Here is a 25,940-nt window from a genome sequence, read left to right as displayed (position 1 = left end):
GCCTCAAGGCACATCAGCTCAGCCAGCCTGCCAGCAACTGCATGCAGATCAGGGCGAACAGGCCGGCGATGAGATCGTCCAGCATGATGCCGAGGCCGCCGTGAATGCGGCGATCGAACCAGGAGATGGGCCAGGGCTTGAGCACGTCGAACAGCCGGAACAGCACAAAGCCAGCCAGCACCCACTCCCAGCCGGCGGGGGCCGCTATCATGGTGACCCCAAAGCCGATCACCTCGTCCCAGACGATGGCGCCGTGATCCGGCATGCCGATGGCATCGGTCGCCCCCTGGCAGAGCCAGATCCCCACCAGGAAACCCAGCGCCAGCAGGGCGATAAACCAGGGGGTCGAGAGGCCGCTCACCAGCAGATAGAGCGGAATGGCGACTATGGTGCCCATGGTGCCCGGCGCCTTGGGAGAAAGGCCGGCACCAAAGCCCACCGCCAGCAGGTGGCGCGGGTTCTTCAGGTTCAGCCGTTTCAGCTCGGGTTTGATCATCATGCGAAGTGATCCCATCCCTTGAGTTCAAGCATCACGGGCTGCTCGTCCCGCACATAATCGATGCCGGGCTCCCCGGCCAGGATGCGGCCGATGCGGGTGAACTTGACGCCGCAATTGGCGAGCGCCGTGTCCAGGGCACCGTGATGCTCCTGGGGCACAGTAAAGCAGAGCTCGTAGTCATCGCCCCCCGCCAGTGCCAGCTGCCAGGCCGCCTCGGCGGGGACCGCGTCCTGCAGCACCGGCGAGAGGGGCAGCAGGTTGAGATCGATCTGTGCCCGCACGCCAGAGGCCTTGAGGATGTGGCCGAGATCCGAGGCCAGGCCGTCGGAGAGATCCAGCGCACTGTTAGCCAACCCGCGCAGAGCCTGACCCGCCAGGATGCGGGGATGGGGATGGTCGAGTCGCGGCAACACAGCGGCCAGCTGGTTTTCATTCAGCACGCGCTTGCCGAGCAGGTGAGAGAGCGCCAACGCCGCATCTCCCAGGGTGCCGGTCACATAGATGCCATCCCCCGCCTTGGCGCCGCTGCGCAGCAGGGCGCGGCCGGCGGGCACGGATCCCTTCACCGAGACGGTGATGGAGAGCGGACCCCGGGTCATGTCACCGCCCACCAGGGCCACGTTGTAGTATTCGGCGAGTTCGAGGAAGCCCTCGGCGAAGCCGGCGACCCAGGCCTCATTGATGGCGGGCAGGGTCAGGGCCATAGAGACCCAGCGCGGCTCGGCGCCCATGGCGGCGAGGTCGGACAGGTTGACCGCCAGCGCCTTGTAGCCGAGATCCACCGGATCCATGTCGGGGAAAAAGTGCACGCCGCTCACCAGCGTATCCGTGCTCACCGCCAGCTGGGTATCCGCCGGCAGGGTCAGCAGGGCGCAATCATCTCCAGGGCCCATCACCACGTCCTTGCGGGCGTGGGGGACCTTGAAGTACTTCTCAATCAGCTCAAATTCACCCATACAGTAAAAAGCCAGCAATAAGCTGGCTCCTCTCTTAGACGCTGTTCACGGTCTTGCTGCGAACTCGTGATCAAGGCTCATGTGCTGCTCGTCATCCTCACGTATGTTTATACGCTCCGGTTCCTGTGCTGCTCTTCACCTTGCTGACGACCTCTCGCGACAGATCGTAAATCAGCGCTGAATGCTGATGGACGGCGGGATCAACGCTTCGGCAGCGTCTTGATCACCTTGTCCAGTACGCCGTTGACAAACTTGTGGCTGTCATCGGCGGCGAAGGCTTTGGCCAGCTCGATCGCTTCGTTGATCACCACGCGCGGCGGCACATCATCACGACGGGTCAGCTCGTAGGTCGCCAGACGCAAGATAGCCTTGTCCACCATGTCCACTTCTTCCAGCGGACGGGAGAGGAAAGGTGCAAACACCTTGTCCAGCTCGTTGCAGTGGAGGGCTACCCCGAACAGCAGATCGCGGAAATAGTTCAGGTCCACACCCTTGGTGTCCTGATCTATCTTGAACTGCTCTTCGATGTCGCCCACGTTGGCCTTGGTCATCTGCCACTGGTAGATGGCCTGGGTGGCGCAATGACGGGCTTTACGGCGCTCGGACGGTTTCAATGTACTTCTCCTCGTTACACGTCCAGTTGTTTCAGGACGTTGATCATTTCGAGCGCGCTCAGTGCAGCCTCTGCACCCTTGTTACCCGCCTTGGTACCGGCGCGCTCGATGGCTTGTTCGATGTTTTCTGTGGTCAGCACGCCAAAGGCAACGGGAATTTCATATTCCATCATTACCTGAGCCAGGCCCTTGCCGTTCTCGCTCGCCACCAGTTCGAAGTGGTAGGTGCCGCCACGGATGACGGTACCGAGGGCGACTATGGCGTCGTATTGACCACTCTTGGCCAGCTTCTTGGCCGCCAGGGGGATTTCGACGGCCCCCGGCACGCGTACCAGGGTCAGATTGCTGTCCTGGATCTGGCCTTGACGCTTGAGCACGTCCAGCGCGCCGTTCACCAGGCTGTCATTGATGAAGCTGTTGAAACGGGCAACGACAATAGCTACACGCGCCTCGGGAGCGGCGATATTTCCTTCGATAATCTTCATTGGAAATCCTGTCTCTGTGCAATCAGTGGGGCCATCAATGGGGCCGCGGCCAAAAGTGCGCACATTCTAACACAAAGGCAATGGGACAAAAACAGGCATCACCACTCCGGTCATGAGGCCCTTATTAATTTTTTTCTTAACTGCTCCGACCTGCTAATAATACGGGCGCCTTTCACGGGGTAAAAATAATAATATCAAGGAGTTCAATATGTTGTATTTCAAACGCAGCGGCGTCGCGCTCGCATGCCTGCTCTCATTTGCCGCCCAGGCCGATACCGGCATGCCACGCATCATAGGTGGCAACGCCACGGCAGCACCCAGCTGGATGGCGGCGGTCGGTGAAGTCGTCGATGGCACCTGGGTCAACTTCTGCGGTGGCACCCTGATCGACAGTCAGTGGGTACTGACCGCAGCCCACTGCGTCGCCGATGCCCAATCCGGCCCGATGGAGGTAGCCATCGGCGTGACGGACTTGAGCCGTCCCCATATCCGCAGCAGAGTAGATCAGGTGTTGATGCACCCCGAGTACTATCAAAACCTGCTGCAGAATCTGGGGAGTCCCGACAAGACCCCTTCCTCCTCGGATGTGGCCCTGCTGCACCTGACCAGTCCCGTCTCCCTCGCCCCCATCAGGATTGCCGATCTGACGGCCAAGGACACCTGGCAGTTGGGCACCACCCAGCTCAATGCCCTCGGTTACGGTGGCACCAACCCTGCCGCGACCAAGAGCAGTTCGCAGCTGCTGGCGGTGGATCTCGCCTATCAGGGGGAGCGGGACCGCTGGTATGGCGATCAGACCCTCACTCACATCTTCGCCGGCAACCTGCTCGGCCAGGACACCTGCAAGGGTGACAGTGGCGGCCCGTTAACCCAGGGGGGAGAACTGGTCGGCGTCACCAGTTACGGCGCCTACCCCTGCGCCACCGGCAGCGCCGGCGGCTATGTCTACGCCCCGGCGTTCAAGGGCTGGATTTCCAGCCAGCAACAGGGGATCACCCTGACCAGCATCCGCGGCCTCGTTCTGCCTCAGGGGACCAGTGGCTGGGCCGACTACCAACTCGCCAACCGCACCACTCAGGCCATGACCCTGAGCAATCTTTATAGCGATGCTCCCGGCATGCTCAACGGCTGCCCCAACCGCCTGGAGGCGGGGCAGCACTGCACCCTGCGTCTGCGCGCCGATGCCAACGACACCGTGGGCACACTGCGTCTCCAGGGAGTAAGACTCACCGCCATCGACGAGCGGGGCGGGAGTCAGCGTCTTGAAGCTGTTCTGATGAGCATGACCGGCAAGCCCACCCAGACGAACACCACGGGGACGACGGCGGCAGGCGGCAACCCGACAACGACAGCGACGACAACCACCACTTCCACCTCCAGTGGCGGTGGCGGCGGTGGTGCCATCGGCCTTGTCAGCCTGTTGCTGCTGCCCCTTGCCTGGTTGCGCCGTCGCCGTTAAGACACGCGCTCAATAGTAGGCAACAAACAATAAGGGATGACCTAGGTCATCCCTTATTTCATTGCACACCACTCTCCCCACCCCATGGTGGGAAGCGACGGCGTGGGCGAGATTACTCGCCGACGTATTCCACCACCTCCAGGCCGAAACCGCCGAGGGCATGGTATTTCTTGGGCGAGCTCAGCAGGCGCATCTTGCCGACCCCCAGGGTCTTCAGGATCTGGGAACCCACGCCGACCCGGCGCGAGGTACCCTGCCACTTGGCCCCTTCCGGCGCCAGCCCCTTGTCGGCGGCTTCGAACGCCTTGACCCGGGCCAGCAGCTCGTCGCCCTGGGCTTCTGCACCCAGGATCACCAGCACACCACCCTCTTTCGCAATGCGCGCCATGGATTTTGCCAGCGGCCAGCTGCGGGCAGCGTGGCGGTCGGTCTGCAGCAGATCGCTCAGCACGTCGTGCAGATGCACCCGCACCAGGGTCGGCTTGTCGGCCTGGATGTCACCCTTCTTCAGGGCAAAATGCACCTGGTTGTCGATGGTATCGCGGAAGGTGATGAGGTCGAACTCACCGTGCTCGGTGGGCAGTTTGCACTCGGCCACCTGCTCGACCGTGGTCTCGTGCTGGTTGCGGTACTCGATAAGATCCGCAATGGTGCCAAGTTTGATGCCATGCTGCTCGGCGAACACTTCCAGATCCGGGCGGCGCGCCATGCTGCCGTCCTCATTGAGGATCTCGACGATGACGGAGGCGGCCTCGTAACCCGCCAGCCGAGCCAGATCGCAGCCTGCCTCGGTGTGGCCGGCGCGGGTCAGCACACCACCATCCTGCGCCATCAGCGGGAAGATGTGGCCGGGCTGCACCAGATCGGCGGCCTTGGCGTTCGGCGCCACCGCGGCTTGCACCGTCACGGCGCGATCGGCGGCGGAGATGCCGGTGGTCACCCCTTCGGCCGCTTCTATGGTCACGGTGAAGGCAGTGGAGAACTGGGCGTTGTTGCGATCCACCATCAGCGGCAGCGCCAGCTGTTTGCAGCGATCCCGGGTCAGGGTCAGGCAGATGAGGCCACGGCCGTAGCGGGCCATAAAGTTGATGTCCTCAGGGCGGACACAGGAGGCGGCCATGATGAGGTCCCCTTCATTCTCCCTGTCTTCGTCATCCATCAGGATCACCATCTTGCCAGCCTTGATATCGGCAATGATTTCCTGGGTTGTGCTCAGCGCCATGGGCTACTCCATCAACATGCTTCGGGATTGAGCCTGCGGGCTCGACTTGATACGGGGTTATTCTGACTTAGATGGGGGCAGAGGCCCCCATTTCAAGCTGCGCGGGATCACAGAAAACCGTTTTTACCCGCTACTTTACAAGACTCGTGGGCTGACCCCGCGGCCGGGATCCGCCGAGATTGCCGCTTAGCGGGGCTATCGGCGCATATAGGCAGCAAAACACCCTATTAAATCAATTTTTAGCGAAATTTAATTCCATTAAATTTTCATAATTAAGAATAATCCACCATTACAAGAAGCCGGATTGCGCCAGTTTCTCCAGGGTCAGGGACGAGGTACTTTTGTCCTGCGCCTTACCCTGCATCAGCCGCTCCAGATAGCGGGCTATCTGATCCACCTCGAGATTCACGCGATGGCCCGGCTTCCAGCGGGCTATGGTGGTCTCCTGGGCTGTGTGCGGCACTATGGTAAGGCGAAACAGGGTGCCCTCTACGGCGTTGACCGTGAGGCTGATGCCATCCACCGCGATGGAGCCCTTCTCGGCGATGTAGCGGGCGAGATCGGCCGGCGCTTCAATCCAGTATTCGATGGCGCGGCCGCTGCCGGACTTGCGCTTCACCTCGCCTATACCGTCCACGTGGCCGGAGACCAGGTGGCCGCCGAGGCGCGAGGTCGGCATCAGGGCTTTTTCCAGATTGACGGGATCGCCCACCTTGGCATCGGCGAAACCGGTACGCGACAGGGTTTCGAGCGATACGTCGGCGGTGTAGCTCTTGTCGCCGAGGGCCACTACGGTCAGGCAGACGCCGTTGGTGGCGATGGAGTCGCCGAGTTTGACGTCACTGAAATCCAGGGTCGGGGCGTGCACTGTGAGGGCCATGTCCTCCCCCTGCCGACGCAGGGCGGCCAGGGTACCCATGGCTTCGATAATTCCGGTAAACATGCAGATCACCTTGCTGCTGACAGGGCCCGGCGGCCCCGTCTCTGAAAATGTGTAAGCGCTGAACGTCAGGCCATCCAGCCTCAATGCCAGTGGCTTGGTTCCAGCGGCCACCCCTCTTGCAAGAGGGACAGCCGCTCATCAAACGATCTTGGCCGTGATGCGAATATCCTGCCCCACCAGCCGCACATCCTTGAGGTTGAGCTTGGGCGCCTGGAACAAGCGGGTCAACTCGGGCAGATGGAACAGGCCGCGGCCCTCATCCCCCAAGAGCTTGGGCGCCTGATAGAGCACCAGCTCGTCCACCAAGCCCTTGCCGAGCAGGGCGCCACACAGGCGCGGCCCCGCCTCCACCAGCACGGAGTTGATGTTGCGCTTGGCCAGCAACATGAACAGGCTGACCAGATCCAGCTTGCCGTCCAAGAGCGGCAGCTCCAGCTGCTGCACCCACTCGGGCCAGTCCCCGTCCACCTTGTGGCGCGCCAGCAACACTGGGCCCGTGGTCTTGAACAGGGGCAAGTCCGGGGTCAGCCGGTTTTGGGAGTCGATGACCACCCGCAGGGGCTGGCGCAGGGCTTCCTTGGGATAAACGGCCTTGACCGAGGGAGGCAGCTCGTCCCAGCGCACGTTGAGCGAGGCGCCATCGGTCAGTACCGTCTCGGCGCTAGACAATACGGCGTCGTGACGGGCCCGCAGGCGCTGCACGTCGGCGCGCGCTAAGGGGCCGGTGATCCACTGGCTCTCGCCGCTCGCCATGGCGGTGCGGCCATCGAGACTCGCGCCGAGTTTCACCGTCACCTGGGGGAAGGCGGTGCGCATCCGCTTGAAGAAGCCGGGATTAAGCGCCTCGGCCTCGGCGCTGAGCAGGCCGAAGTCCGCCTTGATGCCCGCCTCGGAGAGCATGCGCAGGCCCCGCCCACCCACCTGGGGATTGGGATCCACCATGGCGGCGACCACCCGGGTCACCCCGGCCTTGATCAGCGCCTCGGCGCAGGGGGGGGTGCGGCCGTGATGGGAGCAGGGCTCCAGGGTCACGTAGGCGGTGGCGCCACGGGCCTCTTCGCCGGCGGCGTGCAGGGCATAGACTTCCGCATGGGGTTCACCGGCACGCTGATGCCAACCCTCCCCCACCACCACGCCGGCTTTCACCAGCACGGCACCGACACAGGGGTTGGGGGCCGTGGTGTAGCGGCCGCGGCGGGCCAGCTCGAGGGCCCGGTTCATCCATTGATAATCGTCTTGACTAAACATCTGGGCTCCCGTTCAACGCGAGAAAATAGGGGTTCTAACGCAATTCGTGGGTGGCTGGCTTATTTCTCCAGCTTGGCGATCTCTTCGCCGAATTCGCGGATGTCCTCGAAGCTGCGATAGACGGAGGCGAAACGGATATAAGCCACCTTGTCGAGGCTCTTGAGCTCATCCATCACCAGGTTGCCAAGCAGCTGGGAGGCCACCTCCCGCTCGCCGGTGGCGCGCAGGCGGGACTTGATGTGATTGATCCCCTTCTCGATGGCTTCCATGCTCACCGGCCGCTTCTCCAGCGCCCGCAAAATGCCGCCACGCAGCTTCTCTTCATTGAAGGGCTCGCGGGAGCCGTTGGACTTGATGATGCGCGGCATCACCAGCTCGGCCATCTCGAAGGTGGTGAAACGCTCGTGACAGAGCAGGCACTCGCGGCGCCGACGCACCTGATGGCCTTCCGCCACCAGCCGGGAATCGATCACCTTGGTATCAACGGCACTACAGAACGGGCAATGCATCGGACCTCCGGCGCAAACTCATGACATCTAAGGGGTCACCTGCCACCAGGGGCAGGAGCTTGGTCAGCCAGTGTAACACGGCCACCCAAAACCGGTAAAAGCCCAGAAAAAACAATGCTACCCGTGGGTAGCATTGAGGTTGTGGCGAGAACGGCCGCCATCAGTCGTCATAGGGCAAGGCATCGGGATCGCAATCCACGTAATCGGGCGCGGGATCCTGCTCGAACTGCACCGCCTCTATGTGAGTCGCCCCCTGCATCAGCGCCTTGCCGACCCTGTGCATGCCATCCATGACCCGGCCCTCGCTGTCGAGGATGATGGGATAGGCGAGATCGGCGGCCAGCATCAGCTGGCAGTGTTCGACCATGCTGCGCACCGTGGGCCGCACGCTGCCATGGCCGTACCAGTGTTCCTTGTCGAGCTCGGCTATTTGACCAAGCGGTACGGCGCGCACCGGCAACTCGCGGCCGAGCCTTATCAGCCTGCGCACATCCCAGGCCAGCAGGCCGTCGGGGCTTGGGCGAAAGTGGTACTGGGCGCGGATGGACGAGATAAGGTCGTCATCGCTGGGCATTGTCTCATGTGGCACTGGGCCTCCTCGCTTGACGGACTGAGCACGGCACCCACATGACGCCGCCCTATAAACAACAATGCCACCCGAGGGTGGCATTGTTTTATACCAGAAATTCTGGTTTATCAGGCATAAACCGGCAGACGACGGCAGATATCCAGCACTTTCTCGCGCACGGTAGCCAGCACTTCGTCGTTGTCGTGGTTGTCCAGCACGTCGCAGATCCAGCCCGCCAGCTGCTTGCTCTCGGCTTCCTTGAAGCCGCGGCGAGTGATGGCCGGGGTACCCAGACGCACACCTGAGGTGACGAAGGGGGAACGCGGATCGTTCGGTACCGAGTTCTTGTTGACGGTAATGTTGGCCTTGCCCAGGGCGGCATCGGCTTCTTTACCGGTCAGCTCACGGCCGATCAGATCCACCAGCATGAGGTGGTTGTCGGTACCGCCGGAGACGATCTTGTAACCGCGGGCCAAGAACACCTCGACCATGGCCTTGGCGTTCTTGACGACCTGAGCCTGGTAGGTTTTGAACTCGGGCTCGAGCGCTTCCTTGAAGGCCACGGCCTTGCCGGCAATGACGTGCATCAGCGGGCCGCCCTGGCCACCCGGGAAGACGGCAGAGTTCAGCTTCTTGTACAGCTCTTCGTCATCGGCAGCGGAGAGGATCAGACCACCGCGCGGGCCGGCCAGGGTCTTGTGGGTGGTGGAGGTGACCACGTGAGCGTGGGGCACCGGGTTCGGGTAGACGCCAGCGGCAATCAGACCGGCCACGTGGGCCATGTCGACGAACAGCCAGGCACCGATCTTGTCGGCGATCTCGCGCATGCGGGCCCAGTCGACCACGCCAGAGTATGCGGAGAAGCCGCCGATCATCATCTTCGGCTTGTGCTCGACCGCCAGACGTTCCATCTCGTCGTAGTCGATCTTGCCGGACTCATCGATGCCGTAGGGGATGATGTTGTACAGCTTGCCGGAGAAGTTGACCGGGGAGCCGTGGGTCAGGTGACCACCGTGGGCCAGGTTCATGCCGAGCACGGTATCGCCCGGTTGCAGCAGGGCCATGTAGACGGCGCTGTTGGCCTGGGAGCCGGAGTGCGGCTGCACGTTGGCGTAAGTGGCACCAAACAGTTCCTTGGCGCGCTCGATGGCCAGGGTCTCAACCACGTCCACATACTCGCAACCACCGTAGTAGCGCTTGGCCGGATAGCCTTCGGCGTACTTGTTGGTCAGCTGGGAGCCCTGGGCTTCCATGACGCGGGGGCTGGTGTAGTTCTCAGACGCAATCAGCTCGATATGCTCTTCCTGACGACGGGTTTCGTCTGTGATGGCCTGCCACAGCTGGGGATCATAGCCGGCGATGGTCATGTCACGTTTCAACATCCGTTTATCTCCTGAAAATCGTTTGCGCGATAGGTGAAGTGGGCCCGCGCATTGTAACGTGAGCGGGATCAAAGAGACAGTCCAACCACCCAAAAAAATGTTGAATCTATGTTGCAAAACACAAAGTAATTTAGGTGGTCATCGCCATTTTCCGCCCCAGCCAGGCACGCAAGTCCGTCACAGCTCCCTCAAAGGCCGGCATCAGGGCCGTCACAGCTCCCTCAAAGGCCGGCATCAGGGCCGTCGGTGAACCCTCTGCGTATTCCAGCTCGGCGCAGCGCTTCGCAAACTCGGAAAGGCCCAGCGCCAGGGCGCTGCCCTTGAGTTTGTGGGCCAGCTGACGGCGCGCCTCCCCCGGTTCGCTCGCAGCCAAAGCGGCCACCAGCTCGCGGCCTTGTGACTCGAACAAATCGATAAGCTGACCGATGCGCGCCGCCCCCAGCATGGGCAGATCCGCCTCTAGCACGGCGTTGCTCGCGGGGGGCTGTGTGGGCCTCGTCTGCGGATCCGCTGGCACGGGCAAGGCATTTTCTTCCTTGAACTGGCGAGCTTCCTTGAACTGGTGAGCGATGGCGCCGGCGAGAGCCGCCAGCCGCACCGGCTTGCCAACAAAGTCCGCAAAGCCCGCCGCCAGGCAGTGGCGGATATCTTCGGGGTACATCTGGGCCGAGACGGCGATGGCGGGCAGCGCCCGGCCATGCACCTCCTCGCTGATGGCGGCGAGATCTTCGCGCAAACTGATGCCGTCCATGTCCGGCAGATTGATGTCGAGCAGCGCCAGATCGAATGCGCGCTCGGTCACCAGCGCCAGCGCGGTGCGACCGTCCTCCGCCAGGGTGACGCCGTGGCCTAGGCGCGCCAGCATGCCTTGCGCCACCAGCCGGTTGATCTCGTTGTCCTCCACCAGCAGGATCTCCCTCGGCTGGCAGAGCTGGAACGCTTGTGGCTCAGCAGGCAGCAGGGCCGCCGAGCGCTGCAGGGGCAGACTGAAACTGAAACGGCAACCTTCCCCCGGCTGGCTTTGCAGCAGCAACTCACCGCCCATGGCGCTCACCAGCTTCTGACTGATGGCAAGCCCAAGCCCGGTGCCCCCCTGATGGCCCATGTCCCGCTTGCGCTGACGGAACGCCTCGAACACCGCCTGCTGCTCATCGCCCGGAATGCCGGGGCCGGTATCCTGCACCACGAACTCGATGCAGGGCTCGGCGCAGGGACCGGCGCATGCCAGCGGCATCACACAGAGGGTGATGTCCCCCTCCCGGGTAAACTTGACCGCGTTGCCGAGCAGGTTGGCGAGCACCTGGCGCAGCTTGCCCATGTCCCCTTCCACCACGGGGGGCAGGCTTGCCGTGTAGGCTAGCTCAAGGTGCAGTCCCTTGGCCTCGGCCCTTGGCCGGAACAGGGCACAGAGCTCATCCGCCAGCTGGTGCAGCGGGAAGGGCTCGCGGCGCGCCTCCACGTGGCCCGCCTCTATCTTGGAGTAGTCGAGGATGTCGTTGAGGATCTCGAGCAGGGACTCCCCACTGTGGCCGATGGCGGCCAGGTAGCGCTGCTGCTCCCCATTGAGGTGGGTGTCTTCCAGCAGGGTGAGCCCACCGAGTATGCCGTTCATGGGGGTACGGATCTCGTGGCTCATGGTGGCGAGGAAGACCGACTTGGCGCGGTTGGCCTGCTCCGCCTCGGCGCGGGCCTGGCGCTGCTTCTCCACCTCCTCGTTGAGGCGCTCATTGGCATGGCTGAGCTGGCCGGTGCGCTCCTCCACCCGGGATTCCAGCTCCCGCTGATAGCGGCCAAGCTCGATGGCGTTGTCTCGAAAAACCTGCAGGGCCCGGCCGAGCTTGGCCAGCTCGTCCTGCCCCTGGGCCAGGGTCGGTTGCGGCGTCAGATCTCCCCGCGCCAGCCGGCTCATCCCCGCCACCGCGTGTTGCAGCGGCCAGACGATGCGGCCATAGACAATGCGCCACATCAGCAGGATCAAGAGACCCAGGGTGAGCAGACCGATCAGCACCAGCGCCTGCTCCACCAGTTGCAATTTTTCGCGCAGGGCACGCTGGCTCTGGCCCAGGGCATGGCGCGCATCTGTGACCAGGGCCCCCACCTGCTGGTTGAGGCTCGCCATCATGACGTCGTTGGCCGTGGCCAGCACCCGCAGCGCCTCCCCCTTGCCGAGCCAGTCGCTGCGCAGTTGCACCAGTTTGTCACTCTGCTCGAGCAGGGTCAGCGCCTGCTCCACCGACGCCCGACGGCCGGGATCCGTCACCGCCCCCGCCCGCAGCCGCAAGATGGCCAGCTCCCTGCGCACATCCTGTTGCAGCTGTTGCAGGGCCTGGGGCTGATCGCTTCGCCAGATTTCCTCGATGCGCTGTTGCTGCATCAGGGTGCGATGACGCAGCTCCGTCATCTGCTCCAGCCAGTCGAGATCCTGCTCCAGCAGCCGATCCAGCGCCGCGTCAGCCTGCTTGCCCTGCAGTCGATAGAGATCGCCCATGCCCGCCACCATCACGGTTTCGGCATTCTCCATTTGGCTGCGTGCGAGCTCGGCCACCTGGCCTGCGGCGTCCACCAGCTCGGTACGCAGTGCGCTCCCCTCGGCCATGAGCGTCAACCGCTCCCCCACCAGCCAGCCCTGTTGGCCCAGGTTGCCTATGATGGTCTGGCTGAGCTGATGCAGCTTATCCAGCTCCCCTTCGGTCCCCAGCTGCTCCAGCACCCCTTGCATCTGCTGGCCCTGCAGGGTCAGCAGGCGTCCCTGATGCTCGCGCTCCACCTCGCTGCTCGCCATGGCCAGCAGCCGGGAAGAGCTCTGGATCTCGCCGCTCAGGCGCGCCAGGGTACGGGCACTCTCCTGACTGGCCAGGGTGGCTTGTACCCCCTGCTCCAGCTGGCGCAACTGGGTGAGCCCGACCCAGCCCAGCAGGGAGGCACTCAGGGTCAGCAGCGCCATCAGGGAGAAGGCCAGCAGCAACTTGCCGCCCAGGCCGGAAAACATTCTCACGGGGGATCCTTGGTTGTAATCGACTTTGTCCGGATAATACGGCCCCACACTTTAACAAAACCCTCTGCCATGCGAAGCCTCTCTCTGTGCATTCTGCTCGCGCTGCTCGTCCGTCCCGCCGTCGCCTTCGAGGTGGAACACTGGCCGGACGGCGCCTTCATCGGTAAGCCCGAGCGAGTGCAATGGGCTGGGCCCACTCCCCTCCCCAAGCCACTGACCCTGTGCGTTCTCTACCCTCATCTGCGCGATGCCTACTGGCTGTCGGTCAATCAGGGCATGGTGGAAGAAGCCAAGCGGCTCGGGGTCAACTTGCGGATCCATGAGGCGGGGGGGTACGGGGCCAAGGCCGAGCAGCGCCAGCAACTGCGCCAATGCGTGGAGGAGGGGAGTGACGCCATCCTGCTCGGCGCTGTCAGCTATGACGGCCTGGCAAAGGCTATCAAGCAGGTGCCCCTGCCGGTATTCGGTCTGGTCAACGATCTCGCCCCGGGGCTTGCCATCGCCCAGGTCGGCGTGCCCTGGCGGCAGATGGGCTGGCGCATCGGCCACTGGCTGGCAGAACGCCACCCGGCGGGCAGCCCGCCGGTCTCGGTCGCCCTCTTCCCTGGCCCCGACTCGGGTAGCGGCACCGCCTTGGTTGAATCCGGCTTCAAGGACGCCATTCGCGGCAGCGCCATCCGGCTCGTCATCACGAGGCGTGGCGACAACAGCCGCGAGATCCAGCGTACCCTGGTGCAGCAGACCCTGGTCCGCCATCCCGATCTTGACTACCTGGTGGGAGGGGCCATCGCCGCCGAGGTGGCGGTCAACGAACTGGCCCAGCACAATGCCAGCCACCCCCAGGTGCTCTCCACCTACTTCAGCCACGGCGTGCAACGGGGCCTGCTGCGCGGCAAGATCCTCGCCGCCAACAGCGATCAGATGCGTGAACAGGGCCGCCTCTCGGTGGCCCAGGCGGTTTGCCTGCTCAGGCAGCCCGATGCCAGCGAGGCGCAGTGTCCCCGGGTCATGGGCCCCCCCATTTTGACCCTGACAGCCCCCCTGAGGGAGCCGGCGAATACCTTGTCGGATGGCACCTTCCGTCCCATCTACCGGGTTGGTACAAACGAAGCCAATCCCTAGGTCAAAACTCGAAGCGGATCACAACCTGGCCGAAGCGGTTCTTATAACATCCTAATTAGAATCGAATTTTTAATTATGGCTTCACCAGCCTGGGGGGAATCGCGATGGAACACCTGTTGACCTTTATCATCCTGATCGTGTTCTTTCTGTTCTACTGGGTCTACTACACCCATCAGCGCAAGCGGGTTCCCGCCACCCAGTGGGAGGAGGTTCCCACCAAGGCCCAATACCTGAGCGCCCACCCGGAAGCGGTGGACGGCAAGATAGTGTTCTGCCGCCACTGCGGTCACCACAAACAACTGGAGGTCGGTCTGGTACATCTGGCGGACTTTCGGCGTGAATGGGCCTGTGCCAAGTGCAAGCGGGTGCTGTTTCGCGCCGAAGATGACCAGGTGGCCTGAGACGCCGGCCAGAGGAAAAGAGATGAAGATGTTACATGCCAGCTGCCTGTGCGGCGCCGTCAAGCTGCGCCTGCCGGATAGCTTCGATTACATGGGCAACTGCCATTGCGGCGAATGCCGCAAGTTTTCCGGCTCGGATTACGCCTCGGTGGGCGGGCTGGACGGGGACAAGGTCGAGGTGATGCAGGGCGGCGACGCCATCGCCCGCTTCCAGAAGTCGGAGGAGACCAGACTCGCCTTCTGCCGCCACTGCGGCTCCAGCCTGTTTAGCCAGAAACTCAGCAGCGGCAAGATCAATCTGCGGCTGGGGATACTCGATGATGTGCCAAGCCAGCAACCGGGCTTTCACATCTTCGTCGGCTCCAAGGCGCCCTGGCACCGGATAGGGGATGACTGCCCTCAGTTTGAGACCCGACCATCGGTCTGATGGCAGAAAAACCCACTATTTATTGCAAAATCACTTATTAAATAATTCACAAAAAGCACTGAAAACAGCCTGATTCACTGCCTACGGGGCTATCTGACCGGCAAACAGGTAACCCTCGCCGTGAACGGTGACGAACAGCTGGGGATCCCGCGGGTCCTCCTCCAGCTTGCCCCGCAGCCGGCGGATCAGCACGTCTATGGTGCGATCGCTCGGCCCGTCCCCGCGATGGGTCACCAGGGAGAGGATCCGCTCCCGGCTGAGCACCCGGCCCGCATGGGCGACGAACACCACCAACACCTCATATTCGGCCTTGGTAAGGCGCACCGGCACCCCGTCCTTGCTGAGCTGACGACGGGGAATGTCGAAGCGCCAGGGGCCGAAGCAGACCGCATCGTCATCGGGCTCGCTCGCCCCTTGCACAGCTGTCGCAAGCGAAATGCGCCACAGCAGGTTCTTGACCCGCACCAGCAGTTCCCTCAGTTCAAACGGCTTGGTGACATAGTCATCGGCCCCCATCTCGAGCCCCACTATCCGGTCCACCGCGTCGCTGCGGCCGGTCACCAGGATAATGCCCACCGTGCTGCGGGCTCTGAGCTCACGGGTCAGCAGCAGGCCGTCTTCCCCCGGCAGGTTGATGTCCAGCATCACCAGGGCGATGTCCTGCTCCGCCAGGGCGGCCCGCATCCCCTGCCCGTCTTCCACCGCCGTCACTCTATACCCTTCCCGCTCGAAATAGCCGGTCAGCTTCTCGCGGGTCACGACGTCATCTTCAACGACCAGAATGTGGTGGCGCATGGCAGGGCTCGCAGCAGGGACAGGGGGGATTATTCTATTCATATTTTGTCATAAATACCCCTAATTCATTAATTTTTACCGGCAACCCTGTTCACAGCGGCTCCCTATCATGGCTCACATCAAAAAAGCGATGTGAGAGACCTTCCATGAAAAAACTGTGGCACTTCCTGCGCACACCCAGCCGCCGCTGGTCGGTGCTGGCGCTGATCCTGGTCGGGGTCGGCGTGACCCTGGCCGGCACCGTCGGCTTGCATTACGGCTTCGAGAAGACCAGCTCCCTGGAGTTCTGCGTCTCCTGCCACTCCATGGAGAGCACCGTCTATCCGGAGTACAAGGAGTCCATCCACTTCAAGAACGCCTCCGGGGTGCAGGCGGTCTGTACCGACTGCCACCAGCCCAAGGACTTCGTCGGCAAGGTGGCCCGCAAGATGGAGGCCGCCAACGACCTCTATCAGGAGTACATAGGCCACAGCATCGACACCCAGGAGAAGTTTGAGGACAGGCGCTTGCACCTGGCGGAGAAGGTGTGGGCCCGCATGAGCAGCCAGAACTCCAAGACCTGCAAGTCCTGCCACAGCTACGACAACATGGATCACGCCAAGCAGTCCCCCGCCGCCGCCCTGGCCATGCAGGACGCCGCCGCCAAGAACATGAACTGCATCGAGTGTCACAAGGGCATAGCCCATGAGCTGCCGAACATGGCAGGCGGCTTCCGTGCCACCTTCGCCAGCCTCAAAGAGGCCGCACAGGAGGCCCCCGCCGCCGAGACCCTCTACACCCTGGCCGAGAAAGATCTCTACGCCAGCGAGCAGAGCACGGAAGCCGTCGGCAAGCTGCTGCCCGCCTCCCGCATCCAGGTGCTGGCCCGCAATGGCGATCGTCTCCAGGTGTCGGTCGAAGGCTGGCGCGAGCGGGACGGCAAGGGCCGGGTGCTGAGCGAATACATGGGCAAGCGGGTCTTCGTCGCCACCCTGCGCGATGAGCTCAAGGCGGAGGAGCAGGTGCTCAAGCAGCAGATGGATGAAGCGACCCAGATCCCCTGGGAGCAGGTGCGGGTCCAGGCCTGGGTCGATGGCAAGGGGCTCGAGCCCTCGCTGCAACCCATCTGGGACTATGCCGGCGAGATGTACAAGTCCACCTGCAACTCCTGCCACGCGGCGCCGGATCCCGCTCACTTCACCGCCAACGGCTGGATCTCCGGGCTCAAGGCGATGTCCGCCTACTACCGCCTGAGCAAGGAAGAGGAGCGCACCCTGCTCAAATACCTGCAGAACCACGCCGCCGATACCGGCGGTCAGGGTAGCCACTAAGGATTCGAAAGAGGAATAACATCATGATCAACATTTCCCGCCGTGGTTTCCTGGGTGGCCTGCTGGCCAGCGGCGCCAGCGCCCTGATCGGCCCCTCCCTGCTTGGCCGCGCCGTCATGGCCGCCGAGTCAGGTGACAAGCTGGTGCAATCGGGCTCCCACTGGGGCGCCTTCCGCGCCCGGGTGGTGGACGGCCGCTGGGTCGAGACCCTGCCCTTCGAGCACGACAAGCACCCGACCGAGATGCTCAAGGGGTTGGCCGAGGTGGTCTACAACCCCTCCCGCATCCGCTATCCCATGGTGCGCCTGGACTGGCTGCGCAAGGGTCACCAGTCCGACACCCGCGAGCGCGGCCAGAACCGCTTCGTGCGGGTGACCTGGTCCCAGGCCCTGGACTTCTTCTATCACGAGCTGGAGCGGGTGCAGAAAACCTATGGCCCGAGCGCCCTTTACGCGGGTCACTCCGGCTGGCAGTCGGTGGGCAAGCTGCACTCCGCCGGCGCCATGCTGGGCCGTGCCATGAACCTGCACGGCACCTATCTCGCCAAGGCCGGTGACTACTCCACCGGCGCCGCCCAGGTGATCCTGCCCCACGTAGCAGGCGCCATGGAGGTGTACGAGCAGCAGACCTCCTGGCCGCTCTTGCTGGAGCACAGCAAGACCATAGTCATCTGGGGCTCCGATCCCATCAAGAACCTGCAGGTGGGCTGGCTGGTGCCGGATCACAGCGTCTACGACTACTGGGCACAGCTCAAAGAGAAGGTAGCCAAGGGGGAGATCCGGGTCATCAGCGTCGATCCGGTCAAGTCCAAGACCCAGAAATACCTGGGCTGCGAGCAGGTTGCCCTCAACCCCCAGACCGATCTGCCTCTGATGTTGGGTATCGCCCATACCCTCTACAGCGAGAAGCTGCACGACGAGAAGTTCCTGAAGAACTACACCACCGGCTTTGACAAGTTCCTGCCCTACCTGCTCGGCGAGAGCGACGGCCAGGTGAAGAGTGCCGACTGGGCGGCCACCCTGTGTGGCGTACCCGCCGACCGCATCCGCGAGCTGGCCCGCACCATGGCCGCTGGCCGCACCCAGCTCATCGGCGGCTGGTGCGTGCAGCGCATGCACCACGGCGAGCAATATGCCTGGATGCTGGTGGTCGTTGCCTCCATGCTGGGCCAGATTGGCCTGCCCGGCGGCGGCTATGGCTTTGGCTGGCATTACAACGGCGCCGGCACCATCACCAGCACGGGCCCCATCATGTCCGGGTTCAGCTCCGTCATCCCCGGGGTCAAACCCATCCACAACGGCGACTGGAAGGGGTACTCCAAGTTCATCCCTGTGGCCCGCTTCGTGGACTGCATCCTCAATCCGGGCAAGACCATCGCCTTCAACGGCCAGACCATCACCTACCCGGAGATGAAGATGGCGGTGTTCTGCGGCAACAACCCCTTCCACCACCAGCAGGATCGCAACAAGATGGTGGCGGCCTGGCGCAAGCTGGAAACCGTGGTGAGCGTGGATCATCAGTGGACCGCGAGCTGCCGCTTCGCCGACATAGTGCTGCCGGCCACGACGACCTACGAGCGAGACGATATAGAGCAGTGGGGCTCTCACTCCAACGCCGGCATCCTGGCCATGCGCAAGGTGGTGGAGCCGCTGTTCGAGGCCCGCGACGACTACGACATCTTCGCCGACCTCTGCCGCCGTTTCGACCGCGAGGCCGAGTTCACCGGTAGCAAGAGCAAGCTGGAGTGGATCCAGAGCATCTATGACGACGCCCGCCTGCAGGGCCGTGGCATCGGCATCCGTCTGCCCCGCTTCAGCCAGTTCTGGCAGGGAGAAGGCTTCGTCACCTTCCCGGCCGGCCAGCCCTGGGTGCGCCACGAGTCGTTCCGCCAGGAGCCGGATCTGGAGCCGCTGGGTACCCCGTCCGGTCTCATCGAGATCTTCTCCCAGACCATAGCGAACTACGGCTATGCGGACTGTCCCGGCCATCCGGTCTGGATTGAGCCGTTCGAGCGCTCCCACGGCGGCCCGGGCAGCAAGCAGTACCCGCTGCACCTGCAGTCCTGCCACCCGGACAAGCGGCTGCACAGCCAGCTCTGCTCCTCGGACGCCTATCGCGCCACCTACACTGTGCAGGGCCGGGAGCCTGTCTACATGAGCCCGCAGGACGCCAAGGCCCGTGGCCTCAAGGACGGCGATCTGGTGCGGGTGTTCAACGGCCGCGGTCAGGTACTGGCGGGTCTGGTGGTCTCCGATGACTATGCCCCCGGCGTGGTACGCATTCAGGAAGGGGCCTGGTACGGTCCGCTGGAAGGGGGCAAGGTCGGCACCCTGTGCACCTATGGCGACCCCAATGTGCTGACCGCCGACATAGGCTCCTCCAGCCTGGCCCAGGCTACCACGGCCCACACGACCTTGGTGGAGATAGAGAAATTCCAGGGCCCAGTGCCCGCGGTCACCGCCTTTGGCGCGCCGGAGTCGACGGCGGGCATAGACCCCATGTTTCCGGCACTGTGAGCGGGGGCGGCCAAAAGCGCCCCTTGAGTTTCCTTTATTTTTAAAGTCGTTAGAATCGGGGGCCATCAAGGCTCCCGATTGTCATCCACGGAGGAAAAATGCAGGAATTTATGGCTACCAGCGAACGCCGGGCCGAACTTTACTGGTGGTTTTCCACCCTGTTTGCCGCCGAGCTCAGCGACCCCCAGATCGCCGAGTATGACAGCTACGATGTGCGCAGCTTCCTCAAAAGCCTCTCCACGCTGGATCCCATGCGTGACGCCGTGGCCGAGCTCAATGACGCCATCGCCCGCCTGCTGGTGCGCCCGGATCGTCAGCTGGAGCTGGCCGCCGACTTCGCCGGTCTGTTCCTGGTCGATCCCAAGCAGGGCGCCCTGCCTTACGAATCCCTCTATCGCGGGGAGGCCAAGCTCTTGATGCAGGCCCCCATGGCCGAGATGCAGGCCCGCCTCGCGCGCCTTGGCATCGATGTGAGCGACAAGTACAAGGAACCCGCCGATCACCTGGCCATCGAGCTGGATCTGATGGGCAATCTCATCATTCGCGCCGCCGAAGCAACCACCGCCAGCGAGCGGGAACAGTGGTTGCAGGAGCAGGAAGAACTGCTGCATCACCACCTGCTCGGCTGGTTCGCCGATTTCGAGCAGGCCTGCCGCAAGGCCGACAAGTTCGGCTTCTATGGCGCCAGCGCCCGCCTGTTGGGGGTATTCCTCCACATGGACGCAAACTACCTGAACCTGGTCAAACCGGCGCAAACCGCCGACTGATCTGATGAAAACGGCCCTGCTGCTGATCGCCTGCTGGCTGCTCATCTTTATCCCGACACAGCAGGGCCTGCTTCCCCTGGCAGCCCTGCTGTTCAACCCGGACAGGGAGCTCCATGGCGCGGCCCAGCTCACCGGTTTCGCCGGCATACTGCTCACCCTCTACCTCGCCAACCTCGGGGTGGAGGTGGTACTGCGCCGCCGCTTCCAGATTGCTGGCATGCTGGCCCTGCTGGTGGCCTGGGTCGGCTTCATCCACAGCAGCGGCAGCCCTGCACACTGGCTGCCCCTGATAGCCTTCGCCCTCCCTTTTCTGATGCTGGCCATGCTGGTGCTGGTGCGCGGCCTGCAAGCCTTCGGTCGCCAGAAAGGCTGACATCCATTTGATTTAATACAATTCCCTGGCTCACTTTCCCTCTGATGACTTCATGCCATACTGACACAGGCGTCTAAATGACAAGAAAGTCAATTCAGGAGCCTCCATGGAAAAAGCGCTACCCGAATCGGTTCAGGGCCCATATCTGTCAGGCCAGTTATCCCCCCATGAATGGCAGCAACTGTTTGAGCTGACACCTCTGGGCATCGGGATATTCGATCGCGAATTCAGATGCCGTTATGCCAATGAGGCCTTCGCCGGGTTCAGCGGCCTGCCCATAGCAGAGCTGCTCGGCAGCAAGCTCTCTGATATCAGCCCAAGCCAGGCGCCCCTCATCAACCAGCAGGCGGGACAGGCGGCGTTCAGGCCAAGCAGCATAGGCGCCTTGCATCCCCACAAGATCGGACACGGGCACGCGATCTGCAGCCCCATGCAAGATGAGCATGGCGCCCCCGATGGCCTGCTCGTCATAGTGCACGACTTCGCAAGAGCGTCGGACCAGCACATCACTCCCATCGGGCTCCAGGGCACGGCCAGCCGTCAGTTTGAGCAGCTGTGTCAGGCGCAGGCTCGGCTCCATCACCTCGCCTACCATGACGCGCTCACCAGTCTGGGCAATCGCAGCCTGCTGCAGGAGCGGCTCGAACTGGAGCTCAAGACGGCCCAGTTGAATCAGCAAAAGTTTGCCCTGCTGTTTATCGATCTCGACGGCTTCAAACAGATAAACGACACCCTGGGCCACAGGGCGGGTGATCAGCTGCTCCGGCTGCTGGCGGAACGCATCCGCCGCTGCCTGGGCCAACGGGATCTCGCCGTCCGACTCGGCGGGGACGAGTTTCTGGTGCTGCTCCCCTGCATGGATCGGCAGCCCACCCTGACGGTGCTGGTGGAGCAGTTACAACTCAGCCTGCACGCCCCCGCCGAGCTCGGGCACGACAGGGTGACTCCGTCGGCCAGCATAGGCATAGCCCTCTATCCAGATCATGGCCAGAGCCCGGATCGCCTCATCAGTGCGGCCAGCAATGCCATGCGCGAGGCCAAGCGCCGGGGTCGCAATGGCTATCTCTTTTACTCCCACCGCATGGCCGAGCAGATGCGAGAGCGCATGGTGCTGGAGCAGGGCCTGCTCAAGGCCATGGAACAACAGCAATTTCGCGTCCTCTATCAACCCATGGCGGATCTCGCCAACAACCGGCTGAGCGGGTTGGAGGCCTTGCTCCGCTGGCAGCACCCGAGTGAAGGCATGATCTCTCCCGCCCGCTTCATCCCGGTGGCCGAGCAGTGCGGCCTGATAGAGCAGATAGGAGAGTGGGTGATGCGCACCGCCTGCCAGCAGGGGCAGCGCTGGCTGGCACAGGGACTGACGGTACCCAGATTGTCCGTCAATGTGTCGGTCAGGGAGATGCAATCCCCCGACTACGTGGAGCGGGTCACCGCCATCCTGGCTGAGACAGGTTTCCCGGCAGAGCGCCTGGAGATAGAAGTCACCGAGAGCATCATCCAGAGCGTGGATCAGAGCCTGCGTCTGTTTACCCGCCTCAAGGCGCTGGGGGTTCAGATCGCCATCGATGACTTTGGTACCGGTTTTTCCTCTCTCAGCCTGCTGAAAAGCCTGCCCATCGATCGCATCAAGATAGACAGAACCTTCGTCCAGGCCCTGCCCGATGACAAACACAGCCGGGAGCTGTGCCGCACCATAGTCCACCTGGCGGACAGCCTCGGCATGGCGGTCACCGCCGAGGGGATAGAGACCCAGTCCCAGCGCCAGTTCTTGCAGTCACTGCGCTGTGAGGAGGGTCAGGGCTATTTGTTCAGTCACCCGCTGTCGAAATCCCATCTGGCAACCAAACTGACGCCGCACTGCAGCGCCTTGTGTTGATCCAGCAGCGCGCAACCCAATAAAAAAGGGAGCCTATGTGCTCCCTTTTTTATTGTCTGACCCTGAGCGACCAGACAGGTTTGGCTCTTCTGCCAGACGCTATCCAAAAGTCTAATTGCCCTCGGGCACCAAAGGTATAAGTTGTTACTCAAACATTACAAGAATGTATTCAAAGGAGTGACAGATGAGCGAGAGCAAGGTCTACCCGGTCAAGGCCCACATAGGTAAGAACGCCCTGCTGGACAAGGCAGGCTATGAGGCCATGTATCAGGCATCGGTGCAGGATCCGGACGGCTTCTGGGGTGAGCAGGGCAAGATCCTCGACTGGATGAAACCCTACACCCGAGTCAAGAACACCTCCTACGATCCGGGCCACGTCTCCATCAAATGGTACGAGGATGGCTTGCTCAACGTCTCCGCGAACTGCCTGGATCGCCATCTGGCACAGCGCGGCGACAAGGTCGCCATCATCTGGGAAGGGGACAACCCGGCCGAGGATCGCAAGCTGACCTATCGCGAGCTGCATACCGAGGTGTGCAAGTTTGCCAACGTGCTCAAGGCGCAAGGGGTCAAGCGCGGCGACATGGTCTGCCTCTATATGCCCATGGTGCCGGAAGCTGCCATCGCCATGCTGGCCTGTACCCGCATCGGCGCCGTCCATAGCATCGTCTTCGGCGGCTTCTCGCCGGAAGCCCTGGCCGGCCGCATCATAGATTCGGGATCCTCCATCGTCATCACCGCCGATGAAGGCTTGCGTGGCGGTCGTCCCATCCCCCTCAAGAAGAACGTGGACGAGGCGCTCGCCAACCCCGAGACCCGGGTCGACAAGGTCATCGTCCTCAAGCGCACCGGCGGCAATGTCGCCTGGCACGGCCAGCGCGACATCTGGTGGCACGACGCCGTCGCCAGCGTCAGCGCGGACTGCCCTGCCGAGGCCATGGGCGCCGAGGATCCCCTGTTCGTGCTCTACACCTCAGGCTCCACCGGCAAACCCAAAGGCGTGCTGCACACCACGGGCGGCTACCTGGTCTATGCCAGCCTCACCTTCAAGTACGTGTTCGACTACCACGAGGAGGACATCTACTGGTGTACCGCCGACGTGGGCTGGGTCACCGGCCACTCCTATCTGGTCTACGGACCGCTGGCCAATGGCGCCACCACACTCATGTTCGAAGGGGTACCGAACTACCCGGCCACCAACCGCATGAGCCAGGTGGTGGACAAGCATAACGTCAGCATCCTCTACACGGCACCGACCGCCATTCGCGCCCTGATGGCCAAGGGCAAGGAGGCGGTGGAAGGCACCTCTCGCTCCAGCCTGCGCATCATGGGATCCGTGGGTGAACCCATCAACCCGGAAGCCTGGGAGTGGTACTACCGCACCATAGGGGACGAGCGCTGCCCCATCGTCGACACCTGGTGGCAGACCGAGACCGGCGGCATCCTCATCAGCCCGCTGCCCGGCGTCACCGATCTGAAACCCGGCTCCGCCACTCGCCCCTTCTTCGGGGTGCAGCCAGCCCTGGTAGACAACCTGGGCGAGCCGCTGGAGGGCGCTACCGAGGGCAACCTGGTGATCACCGACTCCTGGCCCGGCCAGATGCGCACCGTGTTCGGCGACCACGAGCGTTTCGAACAGACCTACTTCTCCACCTTCCCCGGCCGCTACTTCACCGGCGACGGTGCCCGTCGCGACAAGGATGGCTACTACTGGATCACAGGCCGGGTGGATGATGTACTGAACGTCTCCGGCCACCGCATGGGCACAGCCGAGATTGAATCGGCCCTGGTGGCCCATCCGAAAATTGCCGAAGCGGCGGTGGTGGGGGTACCCCACGAGATCAAGGGTCAGGGCATCTATGCCTATGTCACCCTGATCGCCGGGGAAGAGCCGAGCCGCGAGCTGCATAAAGAGGTGAAGGAGTGGGTACGCAAGGAAATCGGCGCCATCGCCACGCCAGACGTGATCCACTGGGCCGAGGGGCTGCCCAAGACCCGCTCCGGCAAGATCATGCGTCGTATCCTTCGCAAGATCGCCACCGGCGAGACCGACAGTCTGGGGGATATCTCCACCCTGGCGGATCCGGGTGTGGTGGACAAGCTTATCCGCGAAAAATCGGAAGCGGCATGATCATGCGTTCCACAATATTGCGCAAGATTGCCACCGGCGAGACCGACAGTCTTGGGGATATTTCCACCCTGGCGGATCCGGGTGTGGTGGACAAGCTTATCCGCGAGAAGTCCGAAGCGGCCTGATCTTCCGTCTGCCTCTTCACAAAGCCGGCCTTGCGCCGGCTTTGTCGTCTTCGCCGCCCACCTTTCCGTAACAAGGCAAGAAAGCTTAATAAACGACCAGATGTAGAGATTAGACCAGTAAAATGCTGCTAATTTTCACGAAATCAATATAATTGCGAAATCTGTGTGCCAGGGCACACCGAATTGCGCAGAAAATGGCTAGATTTCTGGTAGTCCACAGATAGCTGATAGATAGCAGCATTATCATCGAGGATGTACTCAATATGTCGCAACATCACCGAATCCTCCTGCTCAACGGCCCCAACCTGAATCTGCTGGGCAAGCGGGAGCCGGGAATCTACGGCAGCAAGACGCTCGATGAGATCGTCGCCGATCTGCAGCAAAGTGCCGGCGAACTCGGTGTCACTCTGGAACACCTGCAATCCAACGCCGAACATGAGTTGGTCAGCCGCATCCATCAGGCCATGGGCCAGGTGGATTATATCATCATCAATCCAGCCGCCTTCACCCACACCAGCGTCGCCCTGCGCGATGCCCTGCTGGGTGTCGCCATCCCCTTTATCGAGGTTCACCTGTCAAACGTCCATGCCAGGGAACCCTTCCGTCATCACTCCTATCTGTCTGATGTCGCCAAGGGAGTGATCTGTGGGCTGGGTGCCGATGGCTACCAATTCGCTTTAACCGCGGCCGTGCATCAATTGCGCGCGGCTTGATAATCACTGATCAGATAAAGAAGAAAGAGAATGCTAATGGATATCCGCAAAATCAAGAAGCTGATTGAACTGGTTGAAGAGTCCGGCATCGCCGAGCTGGAAATCTCCGAAGGGGAAGAGTCCGTTCGCATCAGCCGCAATTTCTCCGGCCAGGTTAGCGTTGCCCCGCAGATGATGATGCAACCGGCCCAGGTTCAGCAAGTTGCCGCCCCGGTTGCCGGTGCTGCCACTGCCGCCGCCCCAGTTGCCGACGCCACCCCGAGCGGTCATCTGATGCGCTCCCCCATGGTGGGCTCCTTCTACCGCTCCTCCAGCCCGGAAGCCAAGCCGTTCGTGGAAGTGGGTCAGCACGTCAATGTCGGCGATACCCTGTGCATCGTCGAAGCCATGAAAATGATGAACCAAATCGAGTCTGACAAGGCCGGTGTGATCAAAGCGATCCTGGTTGAAAATGGTCAGGCCGTCGAATTCGACGAGCCGCTGTTCATCATCGAATAAGGG

25 protein-coding genes are annotated in these 25,940 nt (G+C 62.5%); 13 read left to right on the top strand and 12 right to left on the bottom strand.

The window, feature by feature from the left end; all coding sequences use genetic code 11:
* Positions 1–13: 13 nt before the first annotated feature.
* From CUC44_RS17770 to ribH, 4 genes are all read right to left on the bottom strand, one after another.
* Positions 14–496 (bottom strand): phosphatidylglycerophosphatase A family protein, encoded by a 483-nt coding sequence (locus tag CUC44_RS17770; protein WP_100861332.1) that lies wholly within the window; start codon positions 494–496, stop codon positions 14–16.
* Positions 496–1,455 (bottom strand): thiamine-phosphate kinase, encoded by a 960-nt coding sequence (thiL, locus tag CUC44_RS17765; RefSeq protein ID WP_100861203.1) that lies wholly within the window; start codon positions 1,453–1,455, stop codon positions 496–498. The genes CUC44_RS17770 and thiL overlap by 1 nt, the downstream gene beginning before the upstream one ends.
* Before the next feature lie 200 nt (positions 1,456–1,655).
* Positions 1,656–2,069 (bottom strand): transcription antitermination factor NusB, encoded by a 414-nt coding sequence (gene nusB / locus CUC44_RS17760; protein ID WP_100861202.1) that lies wholly within the window; start codon positions 2,067–2,069, stop codon positions 1,656–1,658.
* Between the two features lie 14 nt (positions 2,070–2,083).
* Positions 2,084–2,554, bottom strand: a complete 471-nt coding sequence (gene ribH, locus CUC44_RS17755) for a 6,7-dimethyl-8-ribityllumazine synthase (protein ID WP_100861201.1) — start codon at positions 2,552–2,554, stop codon at positions 2,084–2,086.
* A 208-nt stretch (positions 2,555–2,762) separates the two neighbouring features.
* Between ribH and CUC44_RS17750 the strand changes: the two genes are divergently transcribed.
* Complete coding sequence (locus CUC44_RS17750) at positions 2,763–4,013, top strand: S1 family peptidase (protein ID WP_100861200.1); 1,251 nt, start codon at positions 2,763–2,765, stop codon at positions 4,011–4,013.
* A gap of 112 nt (positions 4,014–4,125) precedes the next feature.
* Here CUC44_RS17750 and ribBA read toward each other — a convergent pair whose 3' ends face one another.
* The 7 genes from ribBA to torS all read right to left on the bottom strand — a co-directional run bounded on the left by ribBA (position 4,126) and on the right by torS (position 12,880).
* On the bottom strand, positions 4,126–5,235 hold the full coding sequence (gene ribBA / locus CUC44_RS17745; protein ID WP_100861199.1) for a bifunctional 3,4-dihydroxy-2-butanone-4-phosphate synthase/GTP cyclohydrolase II: 1,110 nt from the start codon (positions 5,233–5,235) through the stop codon (positions 4,126–4,128).
* Between the two features lie 289 nt (positions 5,236–5,524).
* Complete coding sequence (locus CUC44_RS17740) at positions 5,525–6,178, bottom strand: riboflavin synthase (protein ID WP_100861198.1); 654 nt, start codon at positions 6,176–6,178, stop codon at positions 5,525–5,527.
* A 138-nt stretch (positions 6,179–6,316) separates the two neighbouring features.
* Positions 6,317–7,426, bottom strand: coding sequence for a bifunctional diaminohydroxyphosphoribosylaminopyrimidine deaminase/5-amino-6-(5-phosphoribosylamino)uracil reductase RibD (gene ribD / locus CUC44_RS17735; RefSeq protein WP_100861197.1), 1,110 nt, complete (start codon positions 7,424–7,426; stop codon positions 6,317–6,319).
* A 59-nt stretch (positions 7,427–7,485) separates the two neighbouring features.
* Positions 7,486–7,935 (bottom strand): transcriptional regulator NrdR, encoded by a 450-nt coding sequence (nrdR, locus tag CUC44_RS17730; RefSeq protein WP_100861196.1) that lies wholly within the window; start codon positions 7,933–7,935, stop codon positions 7,486–7,488.
* Between the two features lie 160 nt (positions 7,936–8,095).
* Positions 8,096–8,509, bottom strand: coding sequence for a hypothetical protein (locus CUC44_RS17725; RefSeq protein WP_100861195.1), 414 nt, complete (start codon positions 8,507–8,509; stop codon positions 8,096–8,098).
* Between the two features lie 122 nt (positions 8,510–8,631).
* Positions 8,632–9,885: a serine hydroxymethyltransferase gene (gene glyA, locus CUC44_RS17720; RefSeq protein WP_100861194.1), complete on the bottom strand. Its 1,254-nt coding sequence runs from the start codon at positions 9,883–9,885 to the stop codon at positions 8,632–8,634.
* 130 nt (positions 9,886–10,015) lie between these two features.
* Positions 10,016–12,880 carry a TMAO reductase system sensor histidine kinase/response regulator TorS gene (torS, locus tag CUC44_RS17715; protein ID WP_100861193.1) on the bottom strand — a complete coding sequence of 955 codons (2,865 nt, stop codon included), beginning with the start codon at positions 12,878–12,880 and terminating at the stop codon, positions 10,016–10,018.
* A 69-nt stretch (positions 12,881–12,949) separates the two neighbouring features.
* On the opposite strand from torS, the gene torT reads away from it, so the two are divergent.
* The 3 genes from torT (at position 12,950) to CUC44_RS17700 (ending at position 14,830) form a co-directional block, all read left to right on the top strand.
* Positions 12,950–14,002 (top strand): TMAO reductase system periplasmic protein TorT, encoded by a 1,053-nt coding sequence (gene torT / locus CUC44_RS17710; RefSeq protein ID WP_100861192.1) that lies wholly within the window; start codon positions 12,950–12,952, stop codon positions 14,000–14,002.
* A gap of 104 nt (positions 14,003–14,106) precedes the next feature.
* A complete protein-coding gene (locus tag CUC44_RS17705) occupies positions 14,107–14,403 on the top strand; it encodes a hypothetical protein (protein ID WP_100861191.1) in 297 nt (98 codons plus the stop codon).
* Between the two features lie 22 nt (positions 14,404–14,425).
* A complete protein-coding gene (locus CUC44_RS17700) occupies positions 14,426–14,830 on the top strand; it encodes a GFA family protein (RefSeq protein WP_100861190.1) in 405 nt (134 codons plus the stop codon).
* Between the two features lie 81 nt (positions 14,831–14,911).
* Here CUC44_RS17700 and torR read toward each other — a convergent pair whose 3' ends face one another.
* Positions 14,912–15,625, bottom strand: coding sequence for a two-component system response regulator TorR (gene torR, locus CUC44_RS17695; RefSeq protein ID WP_100861189.1), 714 nt, complete (start codon positions 15,623–15,625; stop codon positions 14,912–14,914).
* A gap of 146 nt (positions 15,626–15,771) precedes the next feature.
* Between torR and torC the strand changes: the two genes are divergently transcribed.
* The 9 genes from torC to accB all read left to right on the top strand — a co-directional run bounded on the left by torC (position 15,772) and on the right by accB (position 25,937).
* Entirely contained in the window at positions 15,772–16,935 is a 1,164-nt protein-coding gene (gene torC, locus CUC44_RS17690; protein ID WP_100861188.1) for a pentaheme c-type cytochrome TorC, read from the top strand.
* A gap of 23 nt (positions 16,936–16,958) precedes the next feature.
* A complete protein-coding gene (gene torA, locus CUC44_RS17685; RefSeq protein WP_100861187.1) occupies positions 16,959–19,451 on the top strand; it encodes a trimethylamine-N-oxide reductase TorA in 2,493 nt (830 codons plus the stop codon).
* A 98-nt stretch (positions 19,452–19,549) separates the two neighbouring features.
* Positions 19,550–20,218, top strand: a complete 669-nt coding sequence (gene torD, locus CUC44_RS17680) for a molecular chaperone TorD (protein ID WP_100861186.1) — start codon at positions 19,550–19,552, stop codon at positions 20,216–20,218.
* Positions 20,219–20,222: 4 nt separating this feature from the next.
* On the top strand, positions 20,223–20,591 hold the full coding sequence (locus tag CUC44_RS17675) for a hypothetical protein (RefSeq protein WP_100861185.1): 369 nt from the start codon (positions 20,223–20,225) through the stop codon (positions 20,589–20,591).
* A gap of 106 nt (positions 20,592–20,697) precedes the next feature.
* Positions 20,698–22,470, top strand: coding sequence for a sensor domain-containing protein (locus CUC44_RS17670; protein WP_100861184.1), 1,773 nt, complete (start codon positions 20,698–20,700; stop codon positions 22,468–22,470).
* 184 nt (positions 22,471–22,654) lie between these two features.
* Positions 22,655–24,601, top strand: a complete 1,947-nt coding sequence (acs, locus tag CUC44_RS17665; protein WP_100861183.1) for an acetate--CoA ligase — start codon at positions 22,655–22,657, stop codon at positions 24,599–24,601.
* Positions 24,598–24,726 carry a hypothetical protein gene (locus CUC44_RS21415; protein ID WP_279627835.1) on the top strand — a complete coding sequence of 43 codons (129 nt, stop codon included), beginning with the start codon at positions 24,598–24,600 and terminating at the stop codon, positions 24,724–24,726. The genes acs and CUC44_RS21415 overlap by 4 nt, the downstream gene beginning before the upstream one ends.
* A gap of 263 nt (positions 24,727–24,989) precedes the next feature.
* On the top strand, positions 24,990–25,439 hold the full coding sequence (aroQ, locus tag CUC44_RS17660; protein WP_100861182.1) for a type II 3-dehydroquinate dehydratase: 450 nt from the start codon (positions 24,990–24,992) through the stop codon (positions 25,437–25,439).
* 36 nt (positions 25,440–25,475) lie between these two features.
* On the top strand, positions 25,476–25,937 hold the full coding sequence (gene accB, locus CUC44_RS17655) for an acetyl-CoA carboxylase biotin carboxyl carrier protein (protein ID WP_100861181.1): 462 nt from the start codon (positions 25,476–25,478) through the stop codon (positions 25,935–25,937).
* Positions 25,938–25,940 lie beyond the last annotated feature (3 nt).

Origin of the sequence: Aeromonas lusitana, assembly GCF_002812985.1 — a bacterium.
Lineage (GTDB): Bacteria > Pseudomonadota > Gammaproteobacteria > Enterobacterales > Aeromonadaceae > Aeromonas > Aeromonas lusitana.
The sequence above is the reverse complement of the archived record's forward strand: the minus strand, read 5'-3'. Positions and strand labels throughout refer to the sequence as shown.

Bases quoted from the DNA above. Each gene is read 5' to 3' on its own strand.
- CUC44_RS17770 (WP_100861332.1), bottom strand. From the start codon at position 496: ATGATCAAACCCGAGCTGAAACGGCTGAACCTGAAGAACCCGCGCCAC.
- thiL (WP_100861203.1), bottom strand. From the start codon at position 1,455: ATGGGTGAATTTGAGCTGATTGAGAAGTACTTCAAGGTCCCCCACGCC.
- ribH (WP_100861201.1), bottom strand. From the start codon at position 2,554: ATGAAGATTATCGAAGGAAATATCGCCGCTCCCGAGGCGCGTGTAGCT.
- CUC44_RS17750 (WP_100861200.1), top strand. From the start codon at position 2,763: ATGTTGTATTTCAAACGCAGCGGCGTCGCGCTCGCATGCCTGCTCTCA.
- ribBA (WP_100861199.1), bottom strand. From the start codon at position 5,235: ATGGCGCTGAGCACAACCCAGGAAATCATTGCCGATATCAAGGCTGGC.
- CUC44_RS17740 (WP_100861198.1), bottom strand. From the start codon at position 6,178: ATGTTTACCGGAATTATCGAAGCCATGGGTACCCTGGCCGCCCTGCGT.
- ribD (WP_100861197.1), bottom strand. From the start codon at position 7,426: ATGTTTAGTCAAGACGATTATCAATGGATGAACCGGGCCCTCGAGCTG.
- nrdR (WP_100861196.1), bottom strand. From the start codon at position 7,935: ATGCATTGCCCGTTCTGTAGTGCCGTTGATACCAAGGTGATCGATTCC.
- CUC44_RS17725 (WP_100861195.1), bottom strand. From the start codon at position 8,509: ATGCCCAGCGATGACGACCTTATCTCGTCCATCCGCGCCCAGTACCAC.
- glyA (WP_100861194.1), bottom strand. From the start codon at position 9,885: ATGTTGAAACGTGACATGACCATCGCCGGCTATGATCCCCAGCTGTGG.
- torT (WP_100861192.1), top strand. From the start codon at position 12,950: ATGCGAAGCCTCTCTCTGTGCATTCTGCTCGCGCTGCTCGTCCGTCCC.
- CUC44_RS17705 (WP_100861191.1), top strand. From the start codon at position 14,107: ATGGAACACCTGTTGACCTTTATCATCCTGATCGTGTTCTTTCTGTTC.
- CUC44_RS17700 (WP_100861190.1), top strand. From the start codon at position 14,426: ATGAAGATGTTACATGCCAGCTGCCTGTGCGGCGCCGTCAAGCTGCGC.
- torR (WP_100861189.1), bottom strand. From the start codon at position 15,625: ATGCGCCACCACATTCTGGTCGTTGAAGATGACGTCGTGACCCGCGAG.
- torC (WP_100861188.1), top strand. From the start codon at position 15,772: ATGAAAAAACTGTGGCACTTCCTGCGCACACCCAGCCGCCGCTGGTCG.
- torA (WP_100861187.1), top strand. From the start codon at position 16,959: ATGATCAACATTTCCCGCCGTGGTTTCCTGGGTGGCCTGCTGGCCAGC.
- torD (WP_100861186.1), top strand. From the start codon at position 19,550: ATGCAGGAATTTATGGCTACCAGCGAACGCCGGGCCGAACTTTACTGG.
- CUC44_RS17675 (WP_100861185.1), top strand. From the start codon at position 20,223: ATGAAAACGGCCCTGCTGCTGATCGCCTGCTGGCTGCTCATCTTTATC.
- CUC44_RS17670 (WP_100861184.1), top strand. From the start codon at position 20,698: ATGGAAAAAGCGCTACCCGAATCGGTTCAGGGCCCATATCTGTCAGGC.
- acs (WP_100861183.1), top strand. From the start codon at position 22,655: ATGAGCGAGAGCAAGGTCTACCCGGTCAAGGCCCACATAGGTAAGAAC.
- CUC44_RS21415 (WP_279627835.1), top strand. From the start codon at position 24,598: ATGATCATGCGTTCCACAATATTGCGCAAGATTGCCACCGGCGAGACC.
- aroQ (WP_100861182.1), top strand. From the start codon at position 24,990: ATGTCGCAACATCACCGAATCCTCCTGCTCAACGGCCCCAACCTGAAT.
- accB (WP_100861181.1), top strand. From the start codon at position 25,476: ATGGATATCCGCAAAATCAAGAAGCTGATTGAACTGGTTGAAGAGTCC.